Source organism: Pseudomonas sivasensis, from assembly GCF_052938085.1.
On record NZ_CP176442.1, the window covers coordinates 1,217,900 to 1,240,995 of the forward strand.

Sequence of the window (23,096 nt, forward strand, 5' to 3'; positions counted from 1 at the left end):
TAAGAGAAGGGCCACTATAGAAGATCATCACACCGGCGTTGCAACCCCTGGTTCCAACGGCAGGTCGATGCTGGCGATAAAGCCGCCGTCAGGATGATTGGCCAGGATCAGGCTGCCGCCATGGCGTTCGGCTGCACGCCGCGCAATCGCCAAGCCCAGGCCGTGGCCTTGGGCAGTCTGGCCGGGCGCGCGGTAGAACGGCTCGCCCAGTTGGCTCAGGTGTTCGGCGTCAACACCGGGGCCATGGTCGCGCACGCTGATCAGGATGCGCTCGCCGTGGCGCTGCGCCCGTAACTCGATCGCCTGGCCTGGCGGGTTGAACCGTTGGGCATTGCGCAGCAGGTTGTCGACGGCGCGTTCGATCATGGTCGGCCAGCCCTTGAGCTGCAGGTCATGTTCGCTGGCCAGTTGGACCACTTGGTCTGGCGCGCCGAGCTGGGCGTCTTTTTGCAGGGTCTTGAGCAGGGGGTTGAGGTCGACATCCTCAGCGCTGGCGTTGTCGGCATCGACGCGTGCCAGTACCAGGATCTCGCTGATCAAGGCTTCCAGGCGGTCGCATTCGCGAGTCAGGCGCGGCCAGAGTTTTTCTCGTTCTTCGGGCCCGGCGCGTTCGGCCAGGGCCAGCGCGATCCGCAGGCGGGCCAGGGGCGAGCGCAGTTCGTGGGACACATCGCGCAGCAACTGGCGCTGGCTGCCGATCAGGCTTTGCAAGCGCGCGCCCATGCGGTTGAAGTCAGTGGCGAGTACACCGAACTCATCACGCCGATTGGCCAGGCGCGCCAAGCTGTTTTGCTGGTAGGTGGCCTGGCCAAGGTCATGCACCGCACCGCGCAGGCGGCTCAGCGGGCGGGTGATGGATAAGGTGACGAACAGGCTGAACAGGGTCAGCACCACTAGGGCAATGGCCAATGCGCTCAATGGCCACGTCAGGCTGCTGCGGTGCCATTCGTCGAGCTCCGGGTGGGCGATGCGGTAGATCAGCAGGTACGTGTCGCCGGTTTTCTCGCTGGTGTACTCGGCGGTCAGACGGCGCCAGGGAAGGTGGCCTTCCTTGCTGTCGTTCTGTCGGGCTTCAAAGGCGGCGGCGCGGCGCGGGAAGGTGCCACGCACCACTGGCTCGCCGCTTTCGTTCAGCACTTGCACGTCGAGGTGATACTGGCGCTTGCGCTGTTGCAGCAATTCCTGGGCAGCATCTTCGCCCTGGGTTTCGTAGAGTTGGGTCCACTCTTCGGCCAGGTTTTTGAGGCCAGGGTGCCGGCTGAGAATCCAGGCGTCTTGATTGAGCATATGCCCAAGCAAGATCGACAACCCGGCAACCAAGGCGATGGCCAGCCAGAAACTGGCCAGGATGCGCCAGAACAATGAACGCACAGGAAACCCTCAAACAGGAAAAGCCCAGTGGCGGGAGCCACTGGGCTGGGAGCTTTAACGCGGGAGCATTATTGCGCTTTTTGCGGCTGTTGCGCTTTCCAGGCCTGGAATTCCTTCCATTCGGCTCGACGCTGTTCCTGCTTCTTGACGATCTCGTCAAACTTCTTCTGCTGGTCAGGTTTGAGCACGGCACGGATATCGGCCTGCGTTTTCTGCTTGCCGGCGGCGATTTCATCCTGCATGGCTTTCTGGTCAGCGGCCGGGAGTTTGTCCAGGTACTTTTTGGTCAGGTCTTTGCGAGCGTGCCATTGGTCGCCCATCAGCTTGCCGATCTGCTGGCGCTGTTCCTTGCTCAGGTCCAGTTGGCTGAAAGGGCCGCCTTTGCCACGCGGACCGTGTTCACCGCCGTGGCCCGGGCCGCCCATCATGTGGCCTTCAGGACCGCCCATCGGGCCTGGGCCTTCGGGCATCGCGGCCATGGCAACGGTTGGCAGGGCAGCGGCGAACATCAAAGCGATAAGGGTCTTGCGCATGGTGATTCTCCTGTCTCTATTCCGGTGAGTCCGGATGTGAGTAGGTTACCCAGATCAAGGTCAGCGGCAGTCAGGGGAGCGTAAAGCTTGGGTAAAGACGATTTTGTGCTAACTGACAAAACTTTCAGGGGGCGTAGTAATAGCCTCGGCTGCGCAACGCCACGATCCGTGGACGTCCGTCCGGGTGCGGGCCGATCTTTTTGCGCAGGTTGCTCACGTGCATGTCCAGGCTGCGGTCGTACAGGGTCAACTTGCGGCCCAGGGCGATCTGCGCCAGTTCCTGCTTGTCCAAGGGCTCGCCGGGCTGGCGCAGCAAAGCTTCCAGCAGGCGGCTTTCGGAGACGGTGAGGGTAAATTCCTGTTCATCGATGCTGACCACGCCACGCACCGGGCTGAAACACAGGTCGCCCAGCTCAAGCTGGCTGGACACGGCGGCCGGGTGGCTGCGGCGTAATACCGCGCGCAGGCGGGCGGTCAGTTCACGGGGGTCGCAGGGCTTGGCGAGGTAATCGTCGGCACCCAGTTCCAGACCGAGGATGCGGTCCAAGGGTTCGCCCCGGGCCGATAGCATCAGCACCGGCAGCTCCGGGTGATCGTTGCGCAATTGCTTGAGCAGCTCCAGGCCGCTGCCGTCTGGCAGCATTACGTCGAGCACGACCGCTGCCGGAGCACTGTCGGCCAAGGCCTTGCGCGCGCTCAAGCCATCGTGGCAGGCATGCACCTGAAAGCCTTCCTGGCTCAACCAACTGGTCAGCAGCTCGCAGAGCTCCTGGTCATCATCTATCAGTAACAGCTCGCTCATGACTCACTCAATTTAGCCATTGTCGACGGCGACGGTGCCCCCCGCTGGCGAAGATCCCGCACAGCAAGGCGATCAGTGCGACGGCCCCGCCGGTGACAAACCACTGCTGTTGCTCGGTCAGCCATCGGCTTAAGGTACCGCCCTGTGAATCTTTGAGTTGCTGGGCCAGCTTTTGGTTCTCTTGGCGAAGGCGACTCAATTGGGCGCTTTCGCGCGTAGCATCCGCGCTTTGCAGTTGTTTGGTCAGTGCTTCACGCTGCCGTTCGCTTTCTTTCAAACGTTGCTGCAGCTCGCTGATCTGGCTGCCGGCACTCAAGGACAAGGGCGTGGAACTGCCGGTGTTCGAGGTTTCTTCAGCGTGGGCCGTAGCCCCGATTGTTAACACTGCCAACAGACAAAACTGACGTAAGCGCATCGGAACTCCTGATTCCACACGAATATTCAGAACGTTGTCGGCAGGTTATCGAGAATAATGAGTAATAAGCAGCGCGCCGAACGCAATCGGTTCGGCGCAGCTTGGGTTAAGGCAGGACTTGTTTGAACGGCTTGATCACGACATCGGCGTAAACGCCCGCCGCGACATAAGGATCAGCCTTCGCCCAGGCCTGAGCATCGGCCAGGGAGGCGAACTCGGCGACGATCAGGCTACCGGTGAAGCCAGCGTCGCCTGGGTCGTTGCTGTCTACGGCCGGGTGCGGGCCGGCCAGTACGATGCGGCCTTCGGCTTGCAGCACTTTGAGGCGCTCGACGTGTGCCGGGCGAACGGAAAGGCGTTTTTCCAGCGAGTTGGCAACGTCAGTAGCAATGATTGCGTAGAGCATGTCAGTCCTCGGTTTTCGGCGTAGTGGTCTCGGCATCATGCAGGTGGCGCGACAGATAAATGCCCTGGGCGACCAGGAACAACACGGTCATGCCCAGGCTGCCGAACACTTTGAAGTCGACCCAGTAATCCTGGAAGGTAAAGGCCACGAACAGGTTGGCGGCGCCGCAGAAGATGAAAAACACGATCCAGGCGATGTTCAGGCGCGTCCAGACCGGTTCTGGCAGGGTGAGCGCGTGGCCCATGATTCGCTTGATGAGCAGGCGGTCGCCGATGAAGTGGCTGCCGATAAACGCCAGGGCAAACAGCCAGTTCACCACCGGGGCTTTCCATTTAAGAAAGGTTTCGCTGTGGAAGGCCAGGGTCAGGCTGCCGAAGACCAGGCACGCGACCAGGGTCAGCCATTGGCTTTTTTCCAGTTTGCGCTGGGAGATGAAGATAGCGCCGTAGACCACGACAGAGCTGATGATCAGCACAGCGGTGGCGCTGTAGATGCCGCCGAAGGTGAGCTCGTGGCCGGCCAGATCGATGACCCGAGGGTCGAGTTTGTAAACGATGAAGAACAGCAACAGCGGGATGAAGTCGATGAATTGTTTCACAGTAAGAGCCAGAAGCTGGATGTGGCGGCATAATAACAAACATCCTTGGTTGCGAAAGCGCCAGCTGACTTGAGGTTACACACTCCCGTGAATGTTGATTTGCACTGCCACAGCACGGCCTCCGACGGCGCCCTGGCGCCTGCGGTACTGGTTGCGCGTGCGTTTGAAAAAGGCGTGCGAGTCCTGGCGTTGACCGACCACGACACCCTTGAAGGTCTTGACGAAGCGCGCGCAACCGCCCACTCGTTGGGCATGCAACTGGTCAACGGTGTTGAATTGTCCTGCACCTGGGGCGGGGCCACCATTCACGTGCTCGGTTATGGTTTCGATCAAAACGCCGCGCCGTTGATGGAGGCTATCGCGCAATTGCACGATGGCCGCTGGCTGCGGTCCGAAGAAATAAGCCGCAAGCTGGCCCTCAAAGGCATGCCTAATGCCCTCGACGGCGCCCGCGCGATCCAGCAGGAGCTGGGCGACAGCGGCAATGCGCCGGCCCGTCCGCACTTTGCCGATTGGATGGTGCGTGAAGGTTTTGTTAAAGACCGCGCCGAGGCTTTTCGCAAATGGCTGGGCGCCGGCAAGTTGGGCGATGTGAAGCAACATTGGCCGACCCTTGAAGACACCGTCGAGACCCTGCGGGCCTCCGGGGCCTGGGTCAGCCTGGCGCATCCCTGGCATTACGATTTCACTCGCAGCAAGCGCCGCAAGCTGATCAGCGACTATATTGGAGCGGGTGGCCACGCAATCGAAGTGGTCAACGGGCATCAACCCGCCGAACAGGTCGGCAGCCTGGCGATTCTTGCCCGCGAATTTGGTCTGCTGGTCAGTGCCGGCAGTGACTTTCATGGCCCAGGCGGCTGGTCCGAGATCGGCGAGTACCGCGCGATCCCGGAAGATTTGCCGCTTTTGTGGGGGCGATTCAAGCATGACCCCATTGTTGCCACCGTCTGAACAGGTAGAGCTCGTGAGTCAATTCTTCCAGATTCATCCGGAAAATCCCCAGGCGCGCCTGATTAAACAGGCCGTGGAGATTATTCGCGCCGGCGGCGTGGTGATCTACCCAACAGATTCGTCCTACGCCATCGGTTGTCAGATCGGTGACAAGGGCGCGGTCGAACGTGTGCGGCGCCTGCGTCAGCTGGACGACAAGCATAACTTTGCACTGATCTGCAGCGATCTGTCCCAACTGGGGCTGTTCGCCAAGGTCGATACCGGTACTTTCCGCCTGCTCAAGGCCCACACGCCGGGGCCTTACACCTTCATTCTCAACGCCACACGCGAAGTGCCGCGCCTTCTGCTGCATCCCAAAAAGCGCACCATCGGCCTGCGTGTGCCGGAGCACCCGATTGCCCTGGCGTTGCTGGCGGAGCTGGGTGAACCGCTGATGAGCGTTTCGTTGATCATGCCCGGCGACACCGAGCCGCTGGAAGACCCGTACGAAATGCGCCAATTGCTGGAAAAGCAGGTAGACCTGATCATCGATGGCGGCTTCGGCGGCGGCAAAGCCTCCACCGTGATCAACCTGGCCGACGGCGAACCTGAAGTGATCCGTGTGGGTTGTGGCGATCCGGCGCCCTTTATGGTCGAGGCCTGAATGTCGTCAGTGGAAACCGTCGACCCCCAGGCAGGTGCGCAGCAGGAGCTGCCGTTTGCGATGGTGTACGGCCAGGCCGTGCTGGAAATGCCCCTGGATCTGTACATTCCGCCGGACGCCCTGGAAGTCTTCCTTGACGCCTTCGAAGGCCCGCTGGATTTGTTGCTGTACCTGATCCGCAAGCAGAACATCAACATCCTCGACATCCCGGTGGCGGAAATCACCCGGCAGTACATGGGTTATGTCGAATTGATGCAGTCGGTGCGCCTGGAGCTGGCAGCCGAGTATCTGGTGATGGCCGCCATGCTGGCCGAGATCAAATCGCGCATGCTGTTGCCGCGTTCGGAGACGGTGGAAGCCGAAGAGGACGACCCGCGCGCCGAACTGATCCGTCGCCTGCAAGAGTACGAGCGCTTCAAGGCGGCCGCCGAAGGCATCGACGGTCTGAGCCGCGTGGGCCGCGACGTGGTGGTGCCCAAGCTGGATGCTCCCGAAGCTCGCGCACGCAAGCTGCTGCCGGACGTAAGCCTGGAAGAGTTGCTGATGTCCATGGCCGAGGTACTGCGCCGGGGCGATATGTTTGAACACCACCAGGTCAGCCGCGAGGCCCTGTCTACTCGCGAACGCATGAGCGATGTGCTGGAGCGCCTCAAGGGCGGTGGCTTTGTGCCGTTTGTCGAGCTGTTCACTAAAGAAGAAGGGCGACTGGGGGTGGTGGTGACCTTTATGGCGATCCTCGAATTGGTCAAGGAATCCTTGGTCGAGCTGGTCCAGAATGAGCCTTTTGCGGCTATCCACGTGCGGGCGCGAGCCGAATAAAGAGCTGAATCGATGAATCTGACTGAACCCCGCGAACTGGCGCCGTTGCTGGAAGCCTTTCTCCTGGCCTCGGGTAAACCGCAATCCCTGGAGCGCCTGTTCGAACTGTTTGAAGAGGCTGAGCGCCCTGAGCCGCCGGTGTTCAAGAAAGCGCTGGAGATCTTGCGCAAGTCCTGTGAAGGCCGCGCGTTTGAACTGCGCGAAGTGGCGTCGGGTTATCGCCTGCAAATTCGTGAGAAATTTTCCCCGTGGGTTGGCCGCCTATGGGAAGAACGCCCGCAGCGTTATTCACGGGCGATGTTGGAGACCATGGCGCTGATCGCCTATCGCCAGCCGATTACTCGGGGTGAAATCGAAGATGTGCGGGGCGTGGCGGTCAACAGCCATATCGTCAAGACGTTGCTGGAGCGCGAGTGGATCCGCATTGTCGGCTACCGCGACGTGCCGGGCAAACCGGCGATGTTCGCCACTACTAAGGTGTTCCTCGACCACTTCAACCTGAAAAACCTCGACGACCTGCCGCCGCTGGCCGAATTGCGTGAGATGGAAGCCGAGCCGGTGCTGGACTTCGACGACGCCCCAGTGCCGCCAGGTTTGCAGGAACTTGCCGATGCCACGGCCGAGCCTGAAGAACCGAAAGACGAAACCAGTTTCCACACCCTTTTGCTGGAACTGGACGACATGGAGCAGGGGATCAAGACCGACTTCGATGATTTGCTGCGTGATGGTGCGGCTGAGCCTGAAGCCGAAGTGAACGTTGAAGTTGAGCCTGAAGTCGAAGCTGAACCTGAGGAAGATATCCTTGGAGTGGCTGAAGCCCGCGAGAAACTCCTGGCTGCCGTTGCCGCTCTCGAACCGCCGCCGCTGAGCGATGAAGAAGACGAAGCCCGTGCATTGGCCGAAGCTATTGAGGCGGAACGCCGCGAATTCGAAGACTGATGCGGTCAATGCGGGATGTGAGAAGACATGAGTTCAACCAAAGACCCTTGCATCAGCGTCTGCAAATTCAGCGATGAGATCTGCGTCGGGTGCGGTCGCAGCAAACGCGAAATCCGTGCCTGGAAGAAACTCGACAAGACCGACAAGCGCACTGTCCTGGCCGAAGCCGAACTGCGTTTGTTGGCCTTGGGCGCCACCGGTCGGCGGAAAAACAAATGACTTGGCGCATATCGACTAGTCTCTGATGCGCAACGCGCGCCTTACGCGTATGATTCGCGACCCTTTGCCGACCTATTCGGCCAAAGCCCCGCTTTCAACACTCTTCAGGCCACGCCTGAATCGACCCACCGGGAGGTGCTTAAGATGAACGATAAAGACCAGAACGACAGCCAGGAAATCGGCCCTGCAGGCGAAAAGCTGCAAAAGGTGCTGGCGCGTATCGGCGTGGGCTCGCGCCGCGACGTCGAAGCCTGGATCACTCAGAAGCGCATCAAGGTCAACGGCGTCGAGGCTACCCTCGGTCAGCGCGTCGATCTGCACGATGCAATCACCATTGATGGCAAAGTCATCAAGCGTGAAGAGGCCGCCGAATCGGTGCGCCGCGTGATCATGTACAACAAGCCCGACGGCGAGATCTGCACCCGTGACGACCCGGAAGGCCGTCCGACCGTGTTCGACAAAATGCCTAAGCCTAAAGAAGGCCGCTGGATCAACATCGGTCGTCTGGACATCAACACCACCGGCTTGCTGATGTTCACCACCGACGGTGAACTGGCCAACCGCCTGATGCACCCGTCCTACGAGATGGACCGTGAATACGCGGTACGTGTACGTGGCGAAGTCGATGACGAGATGATCGAGCGCTTGAAAGCTGGCGTCGTCCTCGAAGACGGCCCGGCCAAGTTCACCGACATCAAGCAGGCTCCAGGTGGTGAAGGTTTCAACCACTGGTACCACTGCGTGGTGATGGAAGGCCGTAACCGTGAAGTACGTCGCCTGTGGGAATCCCAGGGCCTGGTGGTCAGCCGCCTGAAGCGCGTGCGTTTTGGTCCGGTGTTCCTGAACTCCGACCTGCCGATGGGCCGCTGGCGCGAAATGAGCCAGTACGAAGTCGACATCCTCAGCGCCGAAGTGGGCCTGACGCCAGTTGCCATGCCGCAGATGAACGCCAAGAGCAAAGACAAGCTTGAGCGCATGCAGCGTAAATCGTCGCGTCCTGTGGCACGTGCCGAGCGCGTGGCGCGCACTGTGCGCCCGGCGCTGGATGCTCCGGCGACCGGCGGGCGTATCTCCCGTCAGCCGCATATTGAAGGTGAGCGTCGTCCAACGGCCCCATCGCGTCAGGAAGGCGAGCGCGCACCGCGTGCACCGCGTCCTGCGCCGGCCGGTGGTCGCAGCAACCGTGGCGAAACGGATCGCCCGGCCGACAACGCCAGCACCAAGCGTCCAGCCAAGCCGGCGGCGAACAAGCGTCCCGGCCCGAAACTGGTCGCGGACGAGCCGTCGGGCAAGCGCCGTGGCGCTCCAGCGGGTTCGGGTCAGCGTCCGGGGTTTGGTCGCAAGAAGCCGCAGTGATGCAATAAGCGCTGCATAAAAAAAACGCCAACTGTTGAAGTTGGCGTTTTTTTTTGCGGCGGGATTTGCGCCTGGAGCGTTTCACCGGATCGTTATTCGTCGAGTGATGGTGTGCGGTGTGGGCTAAACAGTTACCACCGGCGTTCACCACCGCGGCACTAGATTGAGCCCTGCACTCACTTATGCCACGAGGCGACGACCATGGATATCCGCATCAATCACCGCTACATGACCCGTGAACAGAAAGCCCTTTTTATCCAGGCCATCCTGCTGCTGAAAAACGACGTCCAAAGTGTCCTGCGTCCCGGACAGCAAATGCGCTATGACGATTACGTACAGGTTCACAGCAACGCCTTCGACGGCCCGGAGGCTTTCACGCCGATGCCGCACCGCTCGCCGCTGTTTTTCCCTTGGCACCGCGTATTCCTGCGTCAATTCGAGCGGGATCTGCAAAGCGCGGTTAACGATACCAGCGTCACCCTGCCATTCTGGGACTGGTCGATGGAGGGCTCAAGCAATCCATTCACACCTGGCTTTTTGGGCGGCGATGGCGACAGTGCTCAAGCCCAGCGTGTAACGTCGGGCCCATTCGCTTATCAGGACGGGCGCTTTGAAATTCGCCAAGGGGTTCCGGAGGGGGATAAGGGCTTGCGCCGCGAACTGGGCGCAGGGCCCGGCGCGCATCTGCCGAACTCCGAACAAGTGCTGGATGCGCTGGCCAAGACGCCGTATGCCCCGGGGCCGGACAGTTGGGGCAATTTCTGTGAAGGCGTGCTGCATGACCCTGTGCATCGCTGGGTGGGCGGTAACATGTCGATGCCGTCCTCACCCAACGATCCGGTGTTTTTCCTGCACCACTGTTACCTTGACCTGTTGTGGGAGCGCTGGAAGCGTCAGCATCCCACCTCTTTGCCCTATTATCCGGTATCGGATATGCCTGGGCTGGACCGTCAGGCCACACTGGTCTTCCATGCTCCGAACAATCCCGCTCCTTGGCCGGAGACCTGGACTGTTGACAGCGTGATCACGACTGAGAGTCTGGATTACACCTACGGTCTGTTCACCTCAGTACCCGCATCCCTCGGCTCGCCGACGCTGACGACATGCGAGATGGGCTCGCAGAACGTGTGACTTTCCTCTGACACACCTGATCGATCAAGAAAACAGCAGCAGGCTTGCTCGCGCAGACGGTGTGTCAGGCGCTTTACACAGGCGTTGTCATACGGCCTCGCGAGCAAACCCATACTGGGAATATCGTTAGAACGCAAAGGTGCCATCGAACACGGGCTTGTCATCCAGTGCCAGCACCCCACTGGCGAAGATCAGGTCCAAGTGATGGCTGCCTTTCTGCCCTCCACCCAGACCCAAGTGCAGTCCACAGTGGCGCTCCTCGAACCCGGCATTGCGCGCATACAAGTCTTTCACCCCTTCATTGGTGCCAATTCCCAATTCCTCCACCCGACGATTGGACGGGTTGGCGTTCAAGTATTTGTTGAAGTCATCCACCAGCCCGGGCACATCGCTGGCCACGCTGCAGACGGTCGAATTCTCAATCCACAGCTCCAGCGGTGATTGCAGCACGCCGTATTTGCGCGCGAACGGGATGGTGCTGAGAAAGGTGCCGACAAACCGTACCTGCCCGTTGATGGCCTCGCTGTGGGTGGCGATCTCACCGGGGGCAAGGTCGTGGTTGCCCACGCCGTTGATATTGGTCCACTTCTTGATGCTGCTCAGCGGCGCCTCAAGGCGTGAGCCGTGCTTGTCGGTAAAGCTCAGCACAGTGGCCTGGCCCATGCGTCGGATCAGCGTGGCGTTGAGGTCGGCAATGCGTTGCGGTTCGACGCTGAAGGTGTCGTAGAAGTAGTCACCGTAATCCTTGAACAGCAAGGACTTCTTCCAGTGTTCAGCCATCACACCCTGCAGGGCACGGATAAAGTCAGGGCCTTCGGCGCGAGGGTTGGGCAGGGTCGAGGAATCGTACAGAAACAGATACAGGTCACAGCCTTCAATAGCCTCGGCCAGGGTGTCGCTGGCGGTCAGGTCCAGGCGCTGCACCTGGAAGTTGAAGCGTGCGGCGTTGCTGTGGTTGATGGCTTGGGCGATGGCATCGTAGCGCTCAGTATGGCCCAGCAGTACGTTTGGGCAGTTCAGGCCGCTGAGGGCCGGGTGGTGGGCGAGGTAGTAGAGAAAGTGTTCAACGGCGCGGGCCTTGTCCATGACGTCTGTCCTTGTGTGCCTTGGGTAAGGGGGCAGGCGCCGTGCACAGCACCTGCCGGATGCCTGCCGGTTAGAAAGGCCACATCGCGGTGCCAAATGGCACTACGGCATCAGCTTGCATCATTTCTACGGCGGCCTCATGGGTCGGCGCTTCAAACCAGTCGTCGAGTTGCAGTTCGGTTTCCAGGTCGTTTTCCAGTGCTTGCATGGTGTATCTCCTAGAGGACGGTGTTTGAGAACGGCCTGCCAACGGGTGTCGCTGGCAAGTGGAATGAACCTAGGAGACCCTGTTGTTTAATGCAAAATATTTATTGACACGGTTTCATTTGGATTTTTTCTTCTATTTTTTTAGCGGGCGTTTTTTCTGAGGAAATACAGTGAGCTGCCAGCGCTTTTTGCGCGGAAATTTCTTACCGCCAATTTTTCCAAAGATGACAGCTGTAACGCAGTGTTTCCGCTATGTAACGATTAGTTTACGAGTAAGTCTCGGCGTTGTTGGTCGACTCAAGGCTGTAAGGAATCCCTGACAGATCGTCGCACGCACCGTTCGGGGGCGGGCGTAAGCTGTCGAGCGGTGTACAATGCGCCGCGTTTTACTGTGACCCCCTTTGCGTAACCCGCAAAAGGCCAAGACCTCGGGGTTTGCCGACCCTGATCATTCCGCCTGGCCACGAGCCTGGCGGGTTCGATTTCGTCACAGATAAAAACAAACAGGTGACGCATGACCGTTAGAAAGACGCTGTACTCCTGGTGCCTTCGCTGGGGTTTGAGCGGCGCTGCTTGAGGCGGAATTCAAGTCAGCCACGTGCATTCACATCATCAAACCTTGCGTGAGACCCTTTTCATGAGTGGACCCAATTCCTCTTCAGGCGAGCTGAAACGCGGCCTGAAAAATCGGCACATCCAGTTGATCGCCCTCGGTGGCGCCATCGGCACCGGCTTGTTCCTCGGCTCGGCCGGGGTGCTCAAGTCCGCCGGCCCGTCGATGATCCTGGGCTATGCCATCTGCGGCTTCATCGCCTTCATGATCATGCGCCAACTCGGCGAAATGATCGTCGAAGAGCCGGTCGCCGGTTCCTTCAGCCACTTTGCCCACAAGTACTGGGGCGGTTTCGCCGGCTTCCTGTCGGGTTGGAACTGCTGGATTCTGTACATCCTGGTGGGCATGTCCGAGCTGACCGCCGTCGGAAAATACGTGCACTACTGGTGGCCGGAGATCCCGACGTGGGTCTCGGCAGCGGCGTTCTTCGTGTTGATCAACCTGATCAACCTGGCCAACGTCAAAGTCTTCGGTGAAGCCGAGTTCTGGTTCGCCATCATCAAGGTAGTGGCGATCGTCGGCATGATCGCCTTGGGCAGCTATCTGCTGGTCAGCGGCAGCGGCGGCCCGCAAGCCTCGGTGAGCAACCTGTGGGAACACGGCGGGTTCTTCCCCCATGGCGTGGGTGGCTTGGTGATGGCAATGGCGATCATCATGTTCTCCTTTGGCGGCCTGGAAATGCTCGGCTTCACCGCCGCCGAGGCCGATCAGCCACGCACTGTGATCCCCAAGGCGATCAATCAGGTGATCTACCGCATCCTGATTTTCTACATCGGCGCCTTGGTGGTGCTGTTGTCGCTGACGCCATGGGACAGCCTGCTGGCGACCCTTAATGCGTCCGGCGATGCCTACAGCGGCAGCCCGTTCGTGCAGGTGTTCTCGATGTTGGGCAGCAACACCGCCGCGCACATCCTCAACTTCGTGGTCTTGACCGCAGCGTTGTCGGTGTACAACAGCGGCACTTACTGCAACAGCCGCATGCTACTGGGCATGGCCGAGCAGGGCGATGCACCCAAGGCCCTGGCCAAGATCGACAAACGCGGTGTACCGGTGCGATCCATCCTTGCCTCGGCGGCCGTGACCCTGGTGGCCGTGCTGATGAATTACTTCATCCCGCAACATGCCCTGGAACTGCTGATGTCCCTGGTTGTGGCCACGCTGGTAATCAACTGGGCGATGATCAGCTTCTCCCACTTCAAGTTCCGCCAGCACATGAACCGCACCGGCCAAGTGCCGCTGTTCAAGGCGCTGTGGTACCCGTATGGCAACTATGTGTGTCTGGCGTTCGTGGTGTTTATCCTGGTCATCATGCTGATGATTCCGGGGATTCAGGTGTCTGTGTATGCGATCCCGGTGTGGGTGGCGTTTATGGCGGTGTGTTACTGGATCAAGAACAAGCGCAGTGCCGAAGCGGCGCTGACTGCGGCAAGTGCGCTGAAGTAAGCCCGCTCGCATAAACAGGAAACCCGGCGCTTTGCCGGGTTTTTTGTTGGCTGGGCGGTGATTTGAGCGGATTTCGTCTCAATGATGCCAAACTGTTCAAAGGCGCCGTGATTTCCAAAGCCCAGGCGTCGATGTTGTTGTCCGAGTAGGGCTTGTCCGTTTCGTAAGGTTTTTGATTGATGCTGGTTATTTCCAACAACGTGCACCTGCCCGACGCCGAGATCGAGCTGACCGCCATCCGTGCCCAGGGCGCGGGTGGGCAGAACGTCAACAAGGTGTCGAGCGCGGTGCACCTGCGTTTTGACATTCCGGGGTCGTCGTTGCCGGAGTTCTACAAGGAGCGGTTGCTGGCGCTGCGCGACAGCCGGATCACCAGCGAAGGGGTGCTGATACTCAAGGCCCAGCAATATCGCACGCAGGAACAGAACCGTGCCGATGCGTTGGAACGTCTGGTGGAATTGATCCTCAGCGCCACCAAGGTGGAGAAAAAGCGCCGGCCGACCAAGCCTACCCTGGGTTCGAAGAAGCGGCGCCTGGAATCCAAGACCAAGCGCGGCAGCATCAAGGCGGGGCGTGGCAAGGTCGACTTTTAGTCGCCGCGTGCCTCGCGGGCCAGGGGTGCTTGCCGGTAGAGGTACACGCTCAGCAGCAAGCCACCGAGGGCGGCGAGGGCGGCGAACAGGAAGATCGACGCAAAACCGAAGCCTGCCGCCACGGCCCCGGCCAACGGACCGGTGATGCCTAGGGACAGGTCGATAAACAGCGAGTAGGCGCCCACCGCCGAACCGCGGCTGGACGCGGGCACCAGGTTGACCGCTTCCACCCCCAGTGCCGGAAACACCAGGGAAAACCCGAACCCGCTCAATGCCGCGCCGGCCAAGGCCAGGTTGGCGTCAGGCGCCAGCCACAGCAACAGCAGGCCGAGGATCTCTACTGACAGGCACGCAATCGCCACGCGAAAGCCGCCGATGCGGTTGATCAAATTCCCGAACAGTAGCCGTGCGCCGATAAAACTGGCGCCAAACAGGCTCAGGGCCCACACCGCGTTATCCCAGTGCTGAGTGGTGTAATACAAGGTGATGAAGGTGGCGATGGTGCCAAAGCCGATGGACCCCAAAGCCAGCGCGCAGCCGTGGGGAAATACGCGGCCCAGCACGTTCATGAACGGTAAGCGCACACCGGCCACGATCGGCGCGGCAACCTTGTTCCAGGCCAGCAACAGGCCGACGACGGCCAGCAGGATAATGCTGACGCCCATGCTCCACAGCCCGAAATTCTTCACCAGCATTACGCCCAGCGGCGCGCCGACGGCCAGCGCGCCATAGCTGGCAATTCCGTTCCAGGAGATGACCTTGGCCGTATTCGCCGCGCCAACTCGGCCGATGCCCCAGCCGATGGCGCCAGACCCCACCAGGCTTTCTGCGCTGCCCAGTACCAATCGACCGACGAGCAGGCTGCCCAGGCTGACAGCCGGCAGGTTTGAAAACCACGCAGCGAGCAACATGAACACGCCACTCAGGCCGCAGCCCGCCAGGCCGATCAGCACCGCGCGCTTGCTACCCAGGTTATCGATGATTTTGCCCGCGTAAGGACGGCTCAGCAGGGTGGCCAGGTATTGCACGCTGATCACCAGCCCTGCGATCACCGCGCCATAGCCCAACTCACTGTGGACATAGCCCGGCAACACGGCCAGGGGGATACCGATATTCAGGTAGCCGATAAAGGTGAACAACACGATGGAAACAACTTGCAGCGTGACCGCCATGGGGCGCTGGGTATCTGGCATGGGGAGAGGTCCACTGTCGCAGCAGGTAAAGATAGGCTGCTAATGATACCGGTGCTTTGACGTGTGCAGGGCGGTAAAACGCAAAAACGTCAGATCAAAAAGACGTCAGGTTTTGGTCGGGGCCAGTAATTGGGTGGTGACCAGAGCAGCCAAGGCGTTTTCCTGGGTACCGAAGCGCTTGAGCAGTACGGCTTGCTTGTCCGCGCTGAGGCGGTTCCACACCTCGACCATCTGCAAGGCGGCGTCGAGTACGGCGGTGTCCGGGGTATTGGGGAGGGTATCGGTCATGGCGGGGATCTCGGAGGATTCAGGCAGTGTGGAAAGCGCTCAAAGCTGCGCTTTCCACACGGTCTGGTACGGCGTCAGTCCTGGCTTTTGCTGTCGACTGGTTTTGCTTCTTTGGCCTCAGGCTGCTTCGCGCTGGCCTGCTGCGGTGTTGGCTGCTCAGTTTCGTGCAGGCTTGGGAAGGGGAGATTAGGTATCTCGTGCATCGTCGTCGCTCCTCGCAAGGTCTGTTTTTTCAATCGCAGGTGATTCCGCGCTCTCAAAAAGCTTTGGCAGGATACAGCACTGTAAATGACAAAAAGACTTTTATATCGGCGGATGCACGAACCTTTATGGCTTTACGCAAGTGACAAGAGGTCACACCGTTCAGAACGGCACCTTGCCCAGGATCATGTCGCGGTACATCACAAAATCTCCCAGCAGGCTGTAAAACGGGTGCTGAAAGGTTGCCGGGCGGTTCTTTTCGAAGAAGAAGTGTCCGATCCAGGCAAAGCTGTAGCCGGCAATCGGCACTGCCAGCAATAGGCCTAACGACCCCCTGCCAATGGCATAGGCCAAAATACCGATCACGAGGGTGGTGCCGATAAAGTGCAGGCGACGGCAGGTGCTGTTGGCATGTTCGGCCAAATAGTAAGGGTAAAACTCGGCGAAGCTATTGAATCGCTTGACGTTTTCCACGGTGACCGGCCCTTTTGATTGTTGTGCCGCCCAACAGATGTTCGGCGGGGAGCTTATTTGAGTCTAGAGTGATCAGTGGTAACAGCCAGTGACATTAGATGCCACTTTAGTATCCTTGGATTCCTGGCTGCCGTTATGAGCCTGCTTTATTAAGAAGACGCCATGAGCGAACGAACAACTTCTGCAAGCTGGGCGATGGGGATAGTCAAGGCACTGGAAATGGAAGGTCTGGATTGCCGCGCCCTGTTCAAGCAACTGGGCCTTGACTACGCCGCCCTCAATGACCCCGATGCTCGGTTCCCGCAAGACTCCATGACGCGCCTGTGGCAACGGGCGGTCGAGCTGTCGGGCAACCCCGCGATTGGCCTGAACATGGGCAAGGTAGTGCGCCCGGCGTCGTTTCATGTGGCGGGTTATGCGTTGATGTCCAGTAACACCCTGGCCGAGGGGTTCATGCGGCTGGTGCGTTACCAGCGGATCATTGCCGAAAGCGCCGACTTGAGTTTCCGACTGCTGCCCGAAGGCTATGCGCTGATTCTGACGGTGCATGGCGATCATCTGCCGCCCACAAGGCAAAGTGCCGAAGCCTCTCTGGCCTGTGCATTGGCACTATGCGGCTGGCTGACCGGCCGTACCTTGCAGCCGCGCAAAGTCATGTTGCAAGGTGAACAACCGGCGGATCTGGAGCCTTATAAGCAAGCTTTCCATGCACCATTGGAGTTCAACGCGCCCTATGACGCGTTGATTTTCGAACGCGCCGACATGGACGCACCGCTGCCGACGGCCAACGAGGCGATGGCGTTGTTGCACGACCGTTTTGCCGGTGAATACCTGGCGCGCTTTTCCGAGAGCCGCGTGACCCACAAGGCGAGGCAAGTGCTGTGTCGTTTGCTGCCCCAAGGCGAACCCAAGCGTGAAGTGGTGGCCCAGACGTTGCACCTGTCCCAGCGCACCTTGCAGCGGCGTCTGCAGGAGGAGGGCACGAGTTTCCAGACCCTGCTCGACGACACCCGCCGCGAACTCGCCGAGCAATACCTGGCACAGCCGAGCATGACGCTGCTGGAGATTGCCTACCTGCTGGGCTTTGCCGATCCGAGCAACTTCTTTCGCGCGTTTCGCCGCTGGTTCGATACCACGCCCGGCGAATACCGTGCGCGGTTGCAAGACACGTCGACCGTCAGTGACGCCAGAACGCCGGGATGCACAGAACAAAGACTGTGATGATCTCCAGCCGGCCCAGCAGCATGCCCAGGGACAGGATCCACTTGGCCGCATCCGGCAGGCTGGAGAAGTTGCCCGCCGGGCCGATCGTTTCCCCAAGGCCGGGGCCGACGCCGGAGACGGTACTGGCGGCGCCGGTGAGTGCGGTCATCCAGTCCAGGCCCAGGAGCGACAGGGCTAACGCGATAGCGCAGATGGTGATGGCAAAGAAAAACGAGAAGGTCAGGATCGAGCGCACGATCTCTTCGTCGAGACGGTGGCCGTTGTACTTCTGCTTGATCACCGCGCGCGGGTGAATCAGCTGGTTCAAGTTGGCCTTGAGGAGGATATAGGCGACCTGGAAGCGGAAGATCTTGATCCCACCGGCGGTGGAACCTGAACAGCCACCGATAAAGCCCAGGTAGAAGAACAACATCAGTGAGAAGTTGCCCCACAGGCTGTAGTCCCCCAGCGCAAAGCCGGTGGTCGTGACGACTGAGGTGACGTTCAACGCCACGTGCCGCAGTGCATCCAGCCAGTGCAGGTTGGTGGTCCACCAGTACCAGGTGCCGAGCACCAGCCAGGTCACTACCAGCAAACCGAGCAAGCCCTGTACCTGCTGGTCCCTGAGCAGCGCCCGGCGGTTGCCGCGTAAAGTGGCGACGTACAGGGTGAATGGCAGGCTGCCGAGGATCATCACCACCACCGCGACCCAATGCACCGCCGGTTGTTTCCAGTGGGCCAGGGATTCGTCGGAGGTAGAGAACCCACCGGTGGAAATCGCCGACATCGCATGGTTGATCGCGTCAAACAGGCCCATGCCGGCCCACCAGAACGCCAGGCTGCCGAGGATGGTGATGCCTACATACGCCGCCACAATCAGCCGCGCCACCATGTGTGAGCGGGGCATAACCTTTTCCGAACGATCCGAGGACTCGGTCTGGAACAGGCGCATGCCGCCAATGCGCAGCAGCGGCAGGATCGCTACCGCCATGCCGATAAAGCCGATACCGCCTAGCCAGTGCAGCAGCGAACGCCACATCAGGATGCCCGGCGACATACTGTCCAGCCCGCTGAGCACCGTAGAACCGGTGGCAGTAATGCCGGACATGCTTTCGAAAAACGAGTCGGTGTAGCTGATGTGCTGGGTCAGCAAAAACGGCAGCGCGGCGAATACACACACCACCACCCAACTGGTGACCGTGAGCAGGTACATGTCCCGCGGGCGCAGGTGCACGTGCTCGGGGCGACCGGGGATTACAAGGGCAAGGCCGGCGATAAAGGTGATGAGGCTGGCCCACAGGAACGAGGGCAGGTCGCTGGTGCGTTCGAAGATCACCAGGGTGGCCATGGGCACGACCATGGCGATCGCGAGGGTGATCAGGAAGATGCCGATGATGAAACCGATGATGCGTAGGGTCGGCAACGCCATGAAATGAGCTCGAAATAGGGCAGAGGCGTCATTCTACCTAGGGTGCAGGGCATGTAAACCGGGCCTTGAAAGCGACGCAAATCAAATGAGGGAGGGGGCTTGCCCCCGATGGCGGTGCGTCAGCGAAGGAAATATCTGCTGAACCAGCGCTATCGGGGGCAAGCCCCCTCTCGCATCGGTTCCTGGGTGGTGGTACTGCTGTGAAAGGCAGGTAAAAAAAAGGCGACCCGAAGGTCGCCTCATTCAACACGGCACTGATCAGAACTCGTGATCAGCGTTATCCGGGTTCAGGTCGCTGATGCCCAGCTTGCCCGCTGCGGCTTCGATCGAACCGGTCTGCTTGACCAGCGAAGCAATCGCGTCGCGCACGATTTGGTTGCCTGCGTCGTTGCCGGCCGCGATCAACTGGTCGTAGTGCTCACCCTTGTTGGCATGATCAACGATGACCTGCATCTTGGCTTCGGTCGCAGCCAGGTCGGCCTTCAGAGCGGTGTCGGCAGCCGGATCGGCCTTGGCTACCAGGGACGACAGGCTCGCGCCGGTCATCTTGGTGCCGTCGACGCGGGTGTATTCGCCCAAGTAGACGTTGCGGATGCCCTTGGCGTCGTAGAACTGCGAGTTGTGGGTGTTATCGCTGAAGCAATCGTGTTCGTCTTCCGGCGAGTTGGCTTCCAGGGAAACCTTCATGCGCTCACCGGCCAGCTCGCCCAGGGACAGGCTGCCCATGCCGAACAGCATTTTGCGCAGGCCGTCGGTGGCAGGTTCTGCCTCCAGGGTGGCGCGGTAGTTGTCTTCGACGTTGGGTTTCCAGTTGCCGACCATTTCCTGCAGGTCGCTGACCAGCAATTGGGTCACGGCGCTGAGGTAGGCACGACGACGCTCGTTGTGGCCGCCAGTGGCGCCATCGCCAGTCAGGTAGTCCGAGGCAGGACGGTTGCCGGCGCCAGGGCCGGTGCCGTTCAGGTCTTGGCCCCAGAGCAGGAATTCGATGGCGTGGTAGCCGGTGGCGACGTTGGCTTCGGAACCACCCAGCTCGTTGAGACTGGCGAGTTTTTCCGGGGTGATGTCCTTCACGTCGATCTTGTCTTCGCCGACCTGGATCTCGGTGTTGGCGATGATGTTGGCAGTGGCGCCTGGGTTACCCAGGGCGTGCTCGTAGGATTTGTCGACGTAGTCGATCAGGCCTTCGTCCAGGGGCCAGGCGTTAACCTGACCTTCCCAATCATCAATGATGGTGTTGCCGAAGCGAAACACTTCGCTCTGCAGGTACGGCACGCGCGCTGCAACCCAAGCGGCACGGGCGGCTTTCAGGGTTTCGTCGTTGGGCTTGGCGAGGAAGGCGTCGATCGCGGTTTGCAGGGTTTTTGCGGTGGATTCGGCATCGCTGTACACCGCGAAGACCATATCGGCGTAATGCGCGACAACGGCCTTGGCAGCCGCTTCGTCGACCTGACCGGCAGGAGTGGCAGCCGCTGGAGCGGTGGTGCTGGCGGCCGGGGTCGGCGCCTGGGGCGCTGCGGCCTTGTCTTTACCTTCGCCGCAACCGGCGAGAGAAATGGCAATGGCCAGCAGACTGGCGGTGGCCAGGGGCATACGAATCATGGCGAACATCCTGCTTCGGTTGTTAATAGGGCACGCGGGGGCGCGCAAAACTGCAACATAATGCGAAAGATTTGCATTTTGTGTAAAGGGTTAAACGCGGGAAATATTCAGTATCGTTTTGCCACGTCAGAGAATGGCTGCGTTATTACGCTCAGCCTGCTTCAGAAAAACTGCCAGCTCCCGGGCCTGCAAGGGTTTGCTGTAGTAGTAGCCCTGACCTTCATGACAGCCCTCAGAGATGATGTAGGCCTCTTGCTCGGCGGTTTCCACGCCTTCAGCGATGACCTGCATGCCCAGGCTTTTGCCCAGTTGGATAATCGCCCGCACGATGGTGGCATCGTCGTCGTCGTCCAGCAGGTCTTGGACGAAGCTTTTGTCGATCTTGATCTTGTCCAGCGGCAGGCTCTTGAGATAGCTGAGCGATGAATAGCCGGTGCCAAAGTCATCGATGGCGATCAACGCCCCGGAGCGGCGCAGGCTCAGCAGGTGTTGGGCGGCGGTGCTGATGTCTTCCATCAGCCCGGTTTCGGTAACTTCCAACTCCAGGCTGCGCGGCGGTAAACGGTAAATCTGCATCAGGTTATTGACCACCCGCGGCAATTCGGCGTGGTGCAACTGCACGGTGGACAGGTTGACCGCCATGCGCAGGTCGATGAAGCCCTGGTCATGCCATTCGCGCAATTGCCGGCAAGCCTGGTCCAACACCCATTCGCCGATCGCAATAATGGTGCCGTTCTGTTCGGCCAGCGGGATAAACAGGTCCGGCGGCACCAAGCCGTGTTCTGGATGTTGCCAGCGGATGAGCGCTTCCACACCGACCACATGCTGGTCGCGATAGCTGATCTGCGGTTGGTACACCAGGTGAAACTGGTCGCGTCCCAGGGCTTCCCGCAGGTCTTTCTCCAACTCACGGCGACGGCGCATCTCGCTGTCGACGCTGGCGATATAAAACTGATAGCGGTTGCGCGAACGGCTCTTGGCCAGGGTCATGGTCTGTTCGGCTTTTTGCAGCAGCTTCTCGGTGCTGTCGCCGTCTTCCGGGAACAGGGTGATGCCGATGGTGGCCCGCAGGCGAATCTGTTCGTGGTCGAGGGCGAATTCCCCTTCCAGATCGTCGAGGATACTTTGCGCCAGTTCGGCGGCTTCATAAGGCTGTTCGATATCGGCCTGTACCAGGGCGAACTGGTCACCCCCCAAGCGGGCGAGCGCGCCGAGGCGGCCGCTGTGGGCCCGCAGACGGTCGGCCAGGGCGAGTAGCAATTTATCGCCGGCCTGGTAGGTGAACTGCTCGTTCACGCTTTTAAAATCATCCAGCCCCACGCACAACACCGCCACGCGGCGCTGACGGCGGCCGGCGTCGATCAGGATCTTGTCCAGCTGCTCCTGCAGTTTCTGGCGATTCGGCAGGCCGGTCAGGAAATCATACTGGGCCATGCGCAGCAGGCTGCTTTCTGCTTCGTGGCGCAGATGGGTATTACGTTCGATAGATTCGAGTAACTGATTGGCGGTATTGATCCACAACCCTAATTCGTTGCGTTCATGGCCCTTGAGCTGCGGGATCTTGTGTTCGCTGGGGCGGTCCGGGTTGATCGACGTCAGGTGCCCGATAATCCGCGACAGCGGCTTGGTCAGCAGCCAGTGATACACCAAGTACAACACCAGGCCCATGGCCAATGCGCGTAATACCCCGGAAATAAAGATGATCACTGAGCTGACAATAAAGCCTTTGCCATAGGTGGCGGTGTCGAGGGTGATGCTCAGGTCGCCGTAGTACTCGCTGTAGGGGCCTTTGCCGACCAATGCGGTGGTGAACGTGCGCTCCTGTCCCAGAATCAGGTCGGTCAACCAGCGGCTGGAGGAATGCTGCAAAGCGCGGCTTTTTTCCGCGAGCATGGTTTCGTTGGGATGGCCGATGGAGGCCATGCGCACGGCATCGTCCTGAAACAGACCTTCAATCACCTGCATACCCATCTCGCGGTCCAGGCTGTAGACAGCCTGGGTCGAGGGGTCGCGGAACATGTCGAGGATGCGCTGGGCATCTTCGGCCACGGCCTGGCGCGTCTTGTAGGCATCGAAAACGATCTGCGCCACGCTCAGCGCAACGCCCACGATCAATGCCGACAGCAGCACAACCCGTAGCAACTTCACCGACAAGCTGTTTTTGAGTTCCAGCTTCAAAGGGGCATTCCTTGTCTCATGCGGGTGGCCTTCAATATGCCATGAGTATTGGCAATCTGGTGATGGCAGTCAAAGGAACATTGCAGTGAGAACGGGATGGATGTTTTGTTCGGGCAGGGGGCAGGAAAACGGCGGATTTGATCCGCCGTTATTTGTTACGCGTGCGAGTGCGAAGGGGCGTCAGCGGGTGGCGGATTAAAACTCAATCTTTGGCGGGGCTGGTGGCAGTTGATCCGCCCCTAACTGAGGGGCCTTGGCGCCCAATATGTCCTTAACCACATCCATCCCTATTTCCGCCGCTTTACCCAGGACAGGCAAGAGCGCGGAGGCTGCGCCGCCGATCATCGACATTGGATTCATCACTGATTCTCCGACATTGAGTGAGAGGTGTATTCCTCTCACC

24 protein-coding genes are annotated in these 23,096 nt (G+C 59.9%); 10 read left to right on the forward strand and 14 right to left on the reverse strand.

Annotated features, from left to right (window positions below; translation table 11 throughout):
- Positions 1-27 precede the first annotated feature (27 nt).
- The 6 genes from ACKZ62_RS05735 to ACKZ62_RS05760 form a co-directional block, all read right to left on the reverse strand.
- Entirely contained in the window at positions 28-1,371 is a 1,344-nt protein-coding gene (locus tag ACKZ62_RS05735) for a sensor histidine kinase (protein ID WP_095185748.1), read from the reverse strand.
- Positions 1,372-1,439: 68 nt separating this feature from the next.
- Positions 1,440-1,904 (reverse strand): LTXXQ domain protein, encoded by a 465-nt coding sequence (locus tag ACKZ62_RS05740; RefSeq protein WP_032890971.1) that lies wholly within the window; start codon positions 1,902-1,904, stop codon positions 1,440-1,442.
- Positions 1,905-2,028: 124 nt separating this feature from the next.
- Positions 2,029-2,706 (reverse strand): response regulator transcription factor, encoded by a 678-nt coding sequence (locus ACKZ62_RS05745; protein ID WP_032890972.1) that lies wholly within the window; start codon positions 2,704-2,706, stop codon positions 2,029-2,031.
- A 7-nt stretch (positions 2,707-2,713) separates the two neighbouring features.
- Positions 2,714-3,121: an SH3 domain-containing protein gene (locus ACKZ62_RS05750; protein ID WP_032890973.1), complete on the reverse strand. Its 408-nt coding sequence runs from the start codon at positions 3,119-3,121 to the stop codon at positions 2,714-2,716.
- 106 nt (positions 3,122-3,227) lie between these two features.
- On the reverse strand, positions 3,228-3,527 hold the full coding sequence (locus tag ACKZ62_RS05755; RefSeq protein ID WP_027605568.1) for a YciI family protein: 300 nt from the start codon (positions 3,525-3,527) through the stop codon (positions 3,228-3,230).
- 1 nt (position 3,528) lies between these two features.
- Positions 3,529-4,125: a septation protein A gene (locus ACKZ62_RS05760; RefSeq protein WP_032890974.1), complete on the reverse strand. Its 597-nt coding sequence runs from the start codon at positions 4,123-4,125 to the stop codon at positions 3,529-3,531.
- 87 nt (positions 4,126-4,212) lie between these two features.
- Between ACKZ62_RS05760 and ACKZ62_RS05765 the strand changes: the two genes are divergently transcribed.
- The 7 genes from ACKZ62_RS05765 to ACKZ62_RS05795 all read left to right on the forward strand — a co-directional run bounded on the left by ACKZ62_RS05765 (position 4,213) and on the right by ACKZ62_RS05795 (position 10,183).
- Positions 4,213-5,076 carry a PHP domain-containing protein gene (locus ACKZ62_RS05765; RefSeq protein ID WP_032890975.1) on the forward strand — a complete coding sequence of 288 codons (864 nt, stop codon included), beginning with the start codon at positions 4,213-4,215 and terminating at the stop codon, positions 5,074-5,076.
- 13 nt (positions 5,077-5,089) lie between these two features.
- Positions 5,090-5,719 carry an L-threonylcarbamoyladenylate synthase gene (locus tag ACKZ62_RS05770; protein ID WP_015885581.1) on the forward strand — a complete coding sequence of 210 codons (630 nt, stop codon included), beginning with the start codon at positions 5,090-5,092 and terminating at the stop codon, positions 5,717-5,719.
- A 120-nt stretch (positions 5,720-5,839) separates the two neighbouring features.
- The gene (locus tag ACKZ62_RS05775) at positions 5,840-6,538 is read left to right on the forward strand and encodes a segregation and condensation protein A (RefSeq protein WP_177326464.1); all 699 of its coding nucleotides are present in this window, start codon (positions 5,840-5,842) and stop codon (positions 6,536-6,538) included.
- A gap of 12 nt (positions 6,539-6,550) precedes the next feature.
- The gene (gene scpB, locus ACKZ62_RS05780) at positions 6,551-7,477 is read left to right on the forward strand and encodes an SMC-Scp complex subunit ScpB (protein ID WP_032890978.1); all 927 of its coding nucleotides are present in this window, start codon (positions 6,551-6,553) and stop codon (positions 7,475-7,477) included.
- 27 nt (positions 7,478-7,504) lie between these two features.
- The gene (locus ACKZ62_RS05785; RefSeq protein WP_095185745.1) at positions 7,505-7,696 is read left to right on the forward strand and encodes a DUF1289 domain-containing protein; all 192 of its coding nucleotides are present in this window, start codon (positions 7,505-7,507) and stop codon (positions 7,694-7,696) included.
- 144 nt (positions 7,697-7,840) lie between these two features.
- On the forward strand, positions 7,841-9,052 hold the full coding sequence (rluB, locus tag ACKZ62_RS05790; RefSeq protein WP_032890980.1) for a 23S rRNA pseudouridine(2605) synthase RluB: 1,212 nt from the start codon (positions 7,841-7,843) through the stop codon (positions 9,050-9,052).
- A gap of 201 nt (positions 9,053-9,253) precedes the next feature.
- Positions 9,254-10,183, forward strand: coding sequence for a tyrosinase family protein (locus ACKZ62_RS05795; RefSeq protein WP_081797857.1), 930 nt, complete (start codon positions 9,254-9,256; stop codon positions 10,181-10,183).
- A gap of 126 nt (positions 10,184-10,309) precedes the next feature.
- Here the strand turns inward: ACKZ62_RS05795 and ACKZ62_RS05800 are convergent, their stop codons facing one another.
- On the reverse strand, positions 10,310-11,269 hold the full coding sequence (locus ACKZ62_RS05800; protein ID WP_122756146.1) for a M29 family metallopeptidase: 960 nt from the start codon (positions 11,267-11,269) through the stop codon (positions 10,310-10,312).
- A gap of 70 nt (positions 11,270-11,339) precedes the next feature.
- On the reverse strand, positions 11,340-11,477 hold the full coding sequence (locus ACKZ62_RS05805) for a hypothetical protein (protein ID WP_003175756.1): 138 nt from the start codon (positions 11,475-11,477) through the stop codon (positions 11,340-11,342).
- Positions 11,478-12,113: 636 nt separating this feature from the next.
- Between ACKZ62_RS05805 and ACKZ62_RS05810 the strand changes: the two genes are divergently transcribed.
- Positions 12,114-13,532 (forward strand): amino acid permease, encoded by a 1,419-nt coding sequence (locus ACKZ62_RS05810; RefSeq protein WP_099602783.1) that lies wholly within the window; start codon positions 12,114-12,116, stop codon positions 13,530-13,532.
- A 179-nt stretch (positions 13,533-13,711) separates the two neighbouring features.
- A complete protein-coding gene (arfB, locus tag ACKZ62_RS05815) occupies positions 13,712-14,125 on the forward strand; it encodes an alternative ribosome rescue aminoacyl-tRNA hydrolase ArfB (RefSeq protein WP_095185741.1) in 414 nt (137 codons plus the stop codon).
- Here the strand turns inward: arfB and ACKZ62_RS05820 are convergent.
- The 3 genes from ACKZ62_RS05820 to ACKZ62_RS05830 form a co-directional block, all read right to left on the reverse strand.
- Positions 14,122-15,318, reverse strand: a complete 1,197-nt coding sequence (locus ACKZ62_RS05820; RefSeq protein WP_447096425.1) for an MFS transporter — start codon at positions 15,316-15,318, stop codon at positions 14,122-14,124. The genes arfB and ACKZ62_RS05820 overlap by 4 nt on opposite strands.
- A 105-nt stretch (positions 15,319-15,423) precedes the next feature.
- The gene (locus tag ACKZ62_RS05825) at positions 15,424-15,606 is read right to left on the reverse strand and encodes a hypothetical protein (protein WP_032890986.1); all 183 of its coding nucleotides are present in this window, start codon (positions 15,604-15,606) and stop codon (positions 15,424-15,426) included.
- A 363-nt stretch (positions 15,607-15,969) separates the two neighbouring features.
- Positions 15,970-16,281, reverse strand: a complete 312-nt coding sequence (locus ACKZ62_RS05830; RefSeq protein WP_032890988.1) for an Mpo1-like protein — start codon at positions 16,279-16,281, stop codon at positions 15,970-15,972.
- Positions 16,282-16,443: 162 nt separating this feature from the next.
- Between ACKZ62_RS05830 and ACKZ62_RS05835 the strand changes: the two genes are divergently transcribed.
- Positions 16,444-17,502, forward strand: coding sequence for an AraC family transcriptional regulator (locus ACKZ62_RS05835; protein WP_447096426.1), 1,059 nt, complete (start codon positions 16,444-16,446; stop codon positions 17,500-17,502).
- Here the strand turns inward: ACKZ62_RS05835 and ACKZ62_RS05840 are convergent.
- From ACKZ62_RS05840 to ACKZ62_RS05850, 3 genes are all read right to left on the reverse strand, one after another.
- Complete coding sequence (locus tag ACKZ62_RS05840) at positions 17,459-18,913, reverse strand: TrkH family potassium uptake protein (RefSeq protein WP_032890990.1); 1,455 nt, start codon at positions 18,911-18,913, stop codon at positions 17,459-17,461. The genes ACKZ62_RS05835 and ACKZ62_RS05840 overlap by 44 nt on opposite strands.
- Positions 18,914-19,171: 258 nt before the next feature.
- Entirely contained in the window at positions 19,172-20,515 is a 1,344-nt protein-coding gene (locus ACKZ62_RS05845; RefSeq protein WP_032890991.1) for an imelysin family protein, read from the reverse strand.
- Between the two features lie 126 nt (positions 20,516-20,641).
- Positions 20,642-22,693, reverse strand: a complete 2,052-nt coding sequence (locus ACKZ62_RS05850; RefSeq protein WP_032890992.1) for a putative bifunctional diguanylate cyclase/phosphodiesterase — start codon at positions 22,691-22,693, stop codon at positions 20,642-20,644.
- Positions 22,694-23,096: the final 403 nt, after the last annotated feature.